This window comes from Streptomyces sp. NPDC059695, assembly GCF_042733785.1.
Lineage (GTDB): Bacteria > Actinomycetota > Actinomycetes > Streptomycetales > Streptomycetaceae > Streptomyces.
This window is the reverse complement of the sequence record NZ_JBHWFF010000033.1, coordinates 1-8,578: the sequence shown is the minus strand read 5'-3', so window position 1 is coordinate 8,578 and position 8,578 is coordinate 1. Positions and strand designations below refer to the sequence as shown.

The window sequence follows — 8,578 nt, the reverse complement described above, 5'->3', positions numbered from 1 at the left end:
CCCCACACCCACACACCCCCCCCCCCGACCCCCCCCCCCCCCGCGCGCTGCGTGTCGCGGGGGCCCGGCGCGGCGCATACCCCCCCGCCCCGGGGCCCTTCTCGTACGACCGCGCCGACTACTCGGCGAGGACCGCTTCCGCGTCGAGGGTGACGCCGACCGCCTGGATCACCGCGGCGATCTTGACGGCCTCCTGGATCGTGGCGCGGTCGACGCCGGCCTGGCGCAGGACCTGCTCGTGCGAGTCCAGGCACTGGCCGCAGCCGTTGATCGCGGAGACGGCCAGCGACCACAGCTCGAAGTCGACCTTCTCGACGCCCGGGTTGCCGATGACGTTCATCCGCAGGCCGGCGCGCAGCGTCCCGTACTCGGGGTCCGACAGCAGGTGCCGGGTCCGGTAGAAGACGTTGTTCATCGCCATGATCGCGGCGGCGGACTTGGCGGCCTGGTACGCCTCGGGCTTCAGGTTCGCCTGGGCCTCGGGCTCCAGCTCCCTGAGCACCTTCGGCGAGCGCGAGGCGATCGCGCAGGCGAGGACGGTGCCCCACAGCTGCTGCTGCGGGAGGTCACTGTTGCCGATGACCGAACCGAGGTTCAGCTTCAGGTCCTTGGCGAAGTCCGGTATGGCGGACTTCAGTTCGTCGAGAGCCATGTCGGACCGCCCTTACTCGCCGGAGAGGAGGGCGGCCGCGTCGAGGGTGCCCTCGCCCTTGTTCCAGTTGCAGGGGCACAGCTCGTCGGTCTGCAGGGCGTCGAGGACCCGCAGGACCTCCTTGGGGTTACGGCCGACGGAACCGGCGGTCACCATGACGAACTGGATCTCGTTGTTCGGGTCCACGATGAACACGGCGCGCTGGGCGAAGCCGTCCTCGCCGCGGACGCCGCAGTCGCTCATGAGCTCGTGCTTCGAGTCGGCCAGCATCGGGAAGGGCAGGTCACGCAGGTCGGCGTGGTCCTTGCGCCAGGCGTGGTGGACGAACTCCGAGTCGCCGGAGACGCCGAGGATCTGGGCGTCACGGTCGGCGAACTCGTCGTTCAGCTTGCCGAACGCCGCGATCTCGGTCGGGCAGACGAAGGTGAAGTCCTTCGGCCAGAAGAACACCACGCGCCACTTGCCCTCGTAGGCCTTGTGGTCGATCTGCTCGAACTCCTTGCCGCTCTCCAGCGACACGCAGGCGGTCAGGTCGTAGGTGGGGAACTTGTCACCGACAGTGAGCACGCGCTCTCCTCGCAGGCAGGAAGGGTCCCTTTTGGGGTCTTCCGTGGGGGTTGGACGGCTCACAGCATGGCACGGAGTGCATTGATCAGTGAAATAGCTAGAGTGGGTCGTGTTGATCGAAGGTGGTTATCAGTGGCATCCCCGTACAGCACCCCGCACGGCCCGCACCGCGGCAGGCAGCCGAGCCTTTCCCAGCTCAGGGCCTTCGTGGCGGTCGCCGAGCATCTGCACTTCCGCGACGCGGCGGCCGCCATCGGCATGAGTCAGCCCGCCCTCTCGGGCGCGGTTTCGACCCTCGAAGAGGCACTCGGTGTCCAGCTTCTCGAGCGTACGACGCGGAAGGTGCTGCTCTCGCCCGCCGGGGAGCGGCTCGCCGCCCGCGCCCGGAACGTCCTCGACGCGGTGGCGGAACTCATGGAGGAGGCGGAGGCGGCCCAGGCGCCCTTCACCGGCGTCCTGCGGCTCGGCGTGATCCCCACCGTGGCGCCCTACCTGCTGCCCACCGTCCTGCGGCTCGGCCACCGGCGCTACCCCGAGCTCGACCTCCAGGTCCACGAGGAGCAGACCTCCTCGCTCCTGGAGGGGCTCACCGCCGGGCGGCTCGACCTGCTGCTGCTCGCCGTGCCGCTCGGTGTCCCCGGCGTCACCGAACTCCCCCTCTTCGACGAGGACTTCGTCCTGGTCACCCCCGAGGGTCACCAGCTGGCCGGGCGGGACGACATCCCGCGCGAGGCCCTCAGGGAACTGCGGCTGCTGCTCCTCGACGAGGGGCACTGCCTGCGCGACCAGGCCCTCGACATCTGCCGGGAGGCCGGGCGCACCGACGGCGCCGAGGTCACCACCACCGCCGCCGGGCTCGCCACCCTGGTCCAGCTGGTCGCCGGCGGTCTCGGGGTGACCCTGCTGCCGCGCACCGCCGTGACCGTCGAGACCGCCCGCAACACCGCCCTGTGGACCGGGCGGTTCGCCGAACCGGCGCCCTCGCGGCGGATCGCCCTCGCGATGCGGACGGGCGCGGCCCGGCACGCCGAGTTCGAGGAGCTCGCGCAGGCCCTGCGCGGCGCGATGGAGGGGCTTCCGGTCCGCGTCCTGGGCGCCGGGGCCTGACCCCGTACGCGTCGTCCCGTACGGGTGAGGGGGCGTCCGCTCCCGGCACCCCCCGATGCCGGGAACCGACGCCCCCTCGTACACGCGAACGACGGGTTACTCCGTACGCAGCCCGTCCGCCCGCATCAGCCGCCACAGCACCGGCATGCTCAGCAGGGTCACCGCCGCGATCAGCCCGAGGCCGATCCCGACGACGGGCAGGAATCCCCACCAGTCCTCGACCCGCTGGCCGCCCATCTTCAGCAGGACCACCCCGAGGCCGAGACCGCCCGCCACGGACAGGAGCAGTCCGAGGAGGATCGGCACCGCCGTCTGCCACAGCACCGACCAGCTCAGGGTCGAGCGCCGGGTGCCGAAGGCCACCAGCGAGGAGAGCAGCCGCTTGCGGTCCCTGAGCTGCTCCAGGGTCGCGACCAGGAGCGAGGCCGCCACCAGGAGCATCGTCAGGGTGGAGCCGACGAGGATGCCGGTGCGGACGCTGGAGAACGCCGCGTCCCGCTCGGTGTCCTTCAGGGTGCGCACCCAGGACGTCGGGTCGATGGCGTCCGCCGCGTTCCGCACGCGGTCGGCGGCGTCGGGCACGGCCGGGTCGAGCCGGACCATGACCTGCGCGTCGGGTTCGTCGAGCGGGGCGTCGCCGACCGCCGACGGGGTGGCGAGGACCCCGAACTGGTACATGCCGGTGGGGTCCGGGCGGGAGTCCACGACCTTGGCGGTGGCGGGGATCCGCCACTGCGGCACCGGGCCGTCGTTCGGACGCTTCGGCGCGTCCGGGTGCGGATACGGGTCGCGCAGGGCGACCGGCGCGCCGGGCCGGGCGGCCTTGGTGACGATCGTGTCGTCCGGGTTGCCCTGCGCGCCGTGCGCGAGGAAGACGAAGACGTCGCCGTCCTCGCAGGAGGGCAGTGTGGCGAACTCCCGCAGGGAGGCGCAGTCGCCGACCCGGAGCGAGGTCGTGGGGGCGAACTCCTCGCCGCCCTTCAGCGGACCGGGCCGCCACACCCTCGATTCCACGATGCCGATCACTCCGGCGACGCCCTCGGTCCGCGCGACGCGGTCGATCACCGCGCGGGCCTCGCCGGGGGTCCGGGCGTCGGTGCCGATCGTGATCTGGGCGCGGCCGGTGTCCTCGCCACTGACCTGCGTGAACTCGTGCTCCATCGCCTGGAAGAGCATCTGGAGCGCGATCGCCCCGGTCGCCGCGACCACGATGCCGCTGACCGCGCGGGCCGCCGTGCCGCTGCTCAGCTGGAGCCTGCGGACCGCGAGCTGCCAGGCCACCGGCCCGGCGTGCAGCCGCTTCACGCCCGCCTCGACGAGCCACGGCAGAAGGCTGGTGAGGCCGATCAGGGCGAGCGTGGTGCCGGTCACGACGCTCACGGTGTCGATGCTGGTGTCGCTGAGCTCGACGTCCCCGATGCGCGGGACCAGGACCGCCACGCCGGCCACCAGGAGCAGCAGCCGCCACCACACCCGGCGGCGGCGCGGGGTGGCGGCCCGCACGACGCCGAGCGGTTCGATCGCCACGCCGCGCAGCGCGAAGAGGCTCACCACGACCGAGGAGACGGGGACGACGGCGAGGACGAGCACGGCGAGCCCGGTCATCGGCACGACGTCGCCGGGGAAGGCGTTGACGTCCCAGATGGTGAAGGCGCCGGCGAACTGCCGTGCCACCGCGAAGAGGCCGAGGCCCACCAGGAGCCCGAGCAGCGCGCCCGCGAGGGACTCGCCGGCCGCGATCCGCCGGGTCATGGCGGTGTCCGCGCCGATCAGCCGCAGCGCGGCGAGCCGCCGGTCGCGCTGCTCGCCGCCGAAGCGGACGGCGGTCGCGACGAAGACCAGGACGGGCAGCAGCAGGACGACGCAGGCGACGACGACGAGGAGGATCAGGAAGCCGTTCATCGGTTCCTCGGGCACCGACCAGCCGTAGCGCACGCCGCGCCCGTCGAAGTTGTCGGTGTCGAGGAAGTCGACGTGGGCGACGTACCGCAGGTCGGCCGGGCCGATGAGTCCGGCCTGCCCGATCGTCCCGACGACCTTGTAGGGGAGCCGCTCCCTGAGGAGGGCGCCCCCGGAGGAGTCGAGCAGCTTCCCGAGCGCGGGGGAGACCAGCATCTCGCCGGTCCCGGGAAAGGCCGGCGCGCCCGGCGGGAGCGGGGGCCGGTCGCCCTCGGGGCGCAGCAGCAGCCCGCTGATGGTGTCGTCCCGGTAGACGGTGTTCCGGGTGAGGTGGAGAAAGGAGTCGGCGCGCGGCGCGTCGACCGTCTGACTGGCGTCGACGGCGCGGACCGATTCCCGTACCTCCCGCTGGAAGAGCATGTTCGGGAAGGAGGCGGCGAGCAGCAGCAGTGCCACGCCGAAGCCGACGCCGGTCGCGGTCAGCGCGGTGCGGAGCAGGCCGGAGCGGCCGCCGGTGACCGCGAACCGGGCGCCCAGCGTCAGGTCGCGGGCCCAGGTGCCGAGGCTCATGCCGCCCACTCCGCGTCCCGTACCGAACCGTCCCGGACGACGACCTCGCGGTCGGAGTACGCGGCGACCCGGGCCTCGTGGGTGACGAGGACGACGGCGGCGCCGGTGTCCCGGGAGGCGTCGGTGAGGAGCCGCATGACCCGCTCGCCGTTGAGGGAGTCGAGCGCGCCGGTCGGCTCGTCGGCGAAGATCACGCGCGGCGCGCTGACGAGGGCGCGGGCGACGGCGACGCGCTGGCCCTGGCCGCCGGATATCTCGCCGGGGCGCTTGCCCGCGACGGAGTCGACCTCCAGGCGGGCGAGCCACTCGGCGGCCCTCCCCTCGGCGGCCTTCCGCTTCTCGCCGTTGAGGCGGAGCGGGAGGGCGACGTTCTCCACGCAGGTCAGCTCGGGGACGAGCTGGCCGAACTGGAAGACGAAGCCGAAGTCGGTGCGGCGCAGGGAGCTGAGCGCGCCGTCGGAGAGCGCGGTGAGCTCGCGGCCGTCGTAGGTGATGGTCCCGGCGTCGGGGCGCACGATGCCGGCCAGGCAGTGGAGGAGCGTCGACTTGCCGGAGCCGGAGGGGCCCATGACGGCGACGACCTCGCCGGCCCGGAGGGCGAAGTCGGCGCCCGCGAGCGCCGGGGTCGGGCCGTAGGTCTTGTCCAGGCCGGTGGCGCGGAGCAGCGGGGTGGAGCTCATCGGTGGATCTCCTCGGCGAGCGCGTCGAGGCGGGCGGCGGTCAGTTCGAGCCAGCGCAGGTCCGCCTCCAGGTGGAAGAGGGCGTGGTCGCAGATGAGCTGGTCGGCGAGGTCGCCGTCGCGCTTGCGCCGGGTGAGCTCGCGCATCAGGCGCAGGTGCTCGGCGCGCTGGGTGTCGAGGAGGTCGGCGGCCCCGCGGCCGGTGAGCAGGGCGAGGACGACCTTGGTGTAGAGCGTGGACTGGAGGTACGGCTCCGGCTTCTCGGGGGTGGCGAGCCACTGGGCGACATCGGTGATGCCGGCCTCGGTGATGGCGTACCGCTTCCGCTCGGGGCCGCCTCCGGCCTCGATGCCGTCGACGACGACCAGGCCGTTCTTCAGGAGCCGGGACATCGTCGAGTAGACCTGGCCGTAGTGGAGCGGCCGGTCCTGGCCGAACTTCTCGTCGAAGGCGCGCTTGAGGTCGTAGCCGTGGCGCGGCCCGGACTCCAGGAGTCCGAGCAGGGTGTGACCGATGGACATGCCGCCACTGTACACGGGGTGTATACGCACGATGTATAGCTACGGGTCCGGCGTTCCGTCACCAAGCGGAACGGATCCCTCACGCAACCATCCGGTCTTTTCGAGCGTCGGTTCCTCTGGGCGTGGGTGCTGATTCTCACGTCCGGAAAAGACGTGATCGGTTGTCCTTTGTCCGCCTCGCCGGTGTTAGCTTGCTGAGCTGATCCGGCGCGCACGGGCTCAGCACCGAGGGCGCCGGACACACGACGAGGAGCGACTGGACACATGGGCCGACCGGACAAGGGCAAGGCGAAGAAGCGCGGCATACGCCGCCTCTTCACCTGGAAGAAGCTCCTGGGCACCTTCTTCGTGTTCTGCCTGCTCGGCATGGGCGCCCTCTACGTCGTCTACCTGCTGGTCCCGGTGCCGTCGGCCAACGCCGAGGCGACGATGCAGAGCAACATCTACAAGTACTCGAACGGCAAGATCCTCGCCCGTACGGGCAAGATCAACCGCGAGATCGTCGGCCTCGACAAGATCCCCCTGAAGGTCCAGCAGGCGTTCGTCGCCGCCGAGAACAAGACCTTCTACAAGGACAACGGCGTCGACATCAAGGGCACCACCCGCGCCGCCTGGAACACCATCACCGGCAAGGGCAAGCAGGGTGGCTCGACCATCACCCAGCAGTACGTCAAGAACTTCTACCTGAGCCAGGACCAGACCGCGACGCGCAAGCTCAAGGAAATGGTCATAGCCATCAAGGTCGACCAGAAGTCGAGCAAGAGCGAGATCCTCGCCGGGTACATGAACACCAGCTACTACGGGCGCAGCGCCTACGGTGTCCAGGCCGCCGCCCGCTCGTACTACGGCGTCGACGCCACCCAGCTCACCACCGCGCAGGGCGCCTACCTCGCCTCGCTGCTCCAGGCGCCCAACCAGTACGACTGGACCTCCGCCAACGCCACCGGCCGCAAGCTCGTCGAGGAGCGCTGGAACTACGTCCTCGACAACATGGTCGGCGAGGGCTGGCTCAGCCCCTCCGAGCGCGCCGGCATGAAGTTCCCCGTGCCGCAGAAGCCCAAGCCCGCCCCCGGCATGGAGGGCCAGACCGGCTACATCGTCGAGGCCGCCAACCAGGAGCTGATGCGCCAGGGCGTCAGCGAGGAGGACATCAAGGCCGGCGGCTGGACGATCACCCTCAACATCGACGACAAGAAGCAGAAGGACCTCGTCAAGGCGGTCGACAAGCAGCTGGAGTCCAAGCTCGATCGCAAGGGCGACAAGAAGCAGGCCACCGTCCAGGCCGGCGCCACCTCGGTCGACCCGAAGACCGGCGCGGTCGTCGCGATGTACGGCGGCGTCGGCGCCACCGAGCACTGGATGTCCAACGCGACCCGCCGCGACTACCAGCCCGCCTCCACCTTCAAGCCGATCGTCCTCGCCTCCGCCGTCGACAACCGCGCGACCACCCAGGACGGCCGCAGGATCGGCCTCGGCACCGTCTACGACGGCACCAGCCAGCGGCCGGTCGTCGGCAGCCCCATCGCGTTCGCGCCGGAGAACGAGGACGACGAGAGCTACGGCCCCGTCACCGTCCAGAAGGCCACCAACAGCTCGATCAACTCGGTCTTCGCCCAGATGATCGTCGACGTCACCCCGGCCAAGGCCAAGGCGACCGCCCTCGCCCTCGGCATGAAGGACGGCGCGGACTTCCCGCAGACCCCCGCCATCTCGCTCGGCACCATGGGCGCCTCGACCATGGACATGGCCGGTGCCTACGCCACGCTCGACAACCACGGCAAGAAGGTCACCCCGACCCTGGTGAAGACCGCCACCCACAAGGACCGCACGGTCCAGGGCGGCACGGCGATCGGCGAGCAGGTCATCAGCCGCGAGGCCGCCGACACCGCCACCCAGGCCATGACGGGCGTCGTGAAGAGCGGCTCCGGCTTCCGCGCCGCCGGCGACTACGAGGCCGCCGGCAAGACCGGCACCTCCGAGAACAACCGCTCCGCCTGGTTCGTCGGATACACCCCCGAACTCGTCACCGCCGTCGGCCTCTTCGGCGAGGACGCCAAGGGCAACCAGGTCACCCTCACCGACACCATCAACCCCGGCCGCGCCAACGGTGGCCGCACGCCCGCCCAGATCTGGGGCGACTACACCGAGCGCGCGCTGAACGGCGGCTCGGACGCCTCCTTCGACCTGGAGACCGAGGGCGGAGCCCCCGGCGACGGCACGACCCCGGACCCCACCCCGACCACCGAGGCCCCGGAGACCCAGGAGCCGACCGAGGAGCCGACCACGGCCTCCCCGGACCCGACGTCCCCGCCGACCTCGACGGCCACCACGCCGCCGCAGCCCACGACCGACCCGGCCACCACGCCGCCGGAGCCCACCCAGGAGCCGACCCAGACCCAGGAGCCGACGGCCCCGCCGACGTCGGTCCAGCCGCCGGACGCCGGCGGCGGGCCCGACGCGAACAGCACGGGGAGCCCGCCCCGCTGACGTACGAGAAGGAGGGGCGGAGGACCCGCAGGGCCGGCGGAGGAGGGGGACCGCTAAAACCCGCGGCCCCGCGCAAGCACGGGGGCGCCGGAAAA

General features: G+C 71.6%; 7 protein-coding genes. 2 read left to right on the top strand and 5 right to left on the bottom strand.

Features of this window, described 5'->3' with window-relative positions:
* Positions 1 to 118: 118 nt before the first annotated feature.
* Together ACFV2S_RS30745 and ACFV2S_RS30740 are read right to left on the bottom strand one after the other, a co-directional pair.
* Positions 119 to 652 (bottom strand): alkyl hydroperoxide reductase, encoded by a 534-nt coding sequence (locus ACFV2S_RS30745; protein WP_361396014.1) that lies wholly within the window; start codon positions 650 to 652, stop codon positions 119 to 121.
* A 12-nt stretch (positions 653 to 664) separates the two neighbouring features.
* Positions 665 to 1,219, bottom strand: coding sequence for a peroxiredoxin (locus ACFV2S_RS30740; protein ID WP_383789996.1), 555 nt, complete (start codon positions 1,217 to 1,219; stop codon positions 665 to 667).
* A 132-nt stretch (positions 1,220 to 1,351) separates the two neighbouring features.
* Between ACFV2S_RS30740 and ACFV2S_RS30735 the strand changes: the two genes are divergently transcribed.
* Positions 1,352 to 2,326 (top strand): LysR substrate-binding domain-containing protein, encoded by a 975-nt coding sequence (locus ACFV2S_RS30735; protein WP_385566275.1) that lies wholly within the window; start codon positions 1,352 to 1,354, stop codon positions 2,324 to 2,326.
* A 96-nt stretch (positions 2,327 to 2,422) separates the two neighbouring features.
* Here the strand turns inward: ACFV2S_RS30735 and ACFV2S_RS30730 are convergent, their stop codons facing one another.
* Genes ACFV2S_RS30730 through ACFV2S_RS30720 form a run of 3 tightly spaced genes read right to left on the bottom strand, consistent with a single transcriptional unit; the run spans position 2,423 to position 5,996 of the window.
* Positions 2,423 to 4,795 (bottom strand): FtsX-like permease family protein, encoded by a 2,373-nt coding sequence (locus ACFV2S_RS30730; protein ID WP_385566271.1) that lies wholly within the window; start codon positions 4,793 to 4,795, stop codon positions 2,423 to 2,425.
* The gene (locus ACFV2S_RS30725; RefSeq protein WP_385566268.1) at positions 4,792 to 5,475 is read right to left on the bottom strand and encodes an ABC transporter ATP-binding protein; all 684 of its coding nucleotides are present in this window, start codon (positions 5,473 to 5,475) and stop codon (positions 4,792 to 4,794) included. The genes ACFV2S_RS30730 and ACFV2S_RS30725 overlap by 4 nt, the downstream gene beginning before the upstream one ends.
* Positions 5,472 to 5,996: a PadR family transcriptional regulator gene (locus ACFV2S_RS30720; protein ID WP_383789986.1), complete on the bottom strand. Its 525-nt coding sequence runs from the start codon at positions 5,994 to 5,996 to the stop codon at positions 5,472 to 5,474. Before ACFV2S_RS30720 ends, ACFV2S_RS30725 begins: the two co-directional genes overlap by 4 nt.
* Positions 5,997 to 6,260: 264 nt before the next feature.
* Here ACFV2S_RS30720 and ACFV2S_RS30715 point away from each other — a divergent pair, with 264 nt between their 5' ends.
* Positions 6,261 to 8,483, top strand: coding sequence for a transglycosylase domain-containing protein (locus tag ACFV2S_RS30715; protein ID WP_385566263.1), 2,223 nt, complete (start codon positions 6,261 to 6,263; stop codon positions 8,481 to 8,483).
* Positions 8,484 to 8,578 lie beyond the last annotated feature (95 nt).

Coding starts and splice junctions, on each gene's coding strand:
- ACFV2S_RS30715 (WP_385566263.1), top strand. CDS start 6,261: ATGGGCCGACCGGACAAGGGCAAGGCGAAGAAGCGCGGCATACGCCGC.
- ACFV2S_RS30720 (WP_383789986.1), bottom strand. CDS start 5,996: ATGTCCATCGGTCACACCCTGCTCGGACTCCTGGAGTCCGGGCCGCGC.
- ACFV2S_RS30745 (WP_361396014.1), bottom strand. CDS start 652: ATGGCTCTCGACGAACTGAAGTCCGCCATACCGGACTTCGCCAAGGAC.
- ACFV2S_RS30725 (WP_385566268.1), bottom strand. CDS start 5,475: ATGAGCTCCACCCCGCTGCTCCGCGCCACCGGCCTGGACAAGACCTAC.
- ACFV2S_RS30730 (WP_385566271.1), bottom strand. CDS start 4,795: ATGAGCCTCGGCACCTGGGCCCGCGACCTGACGCTGGGCGCCCGGTTC.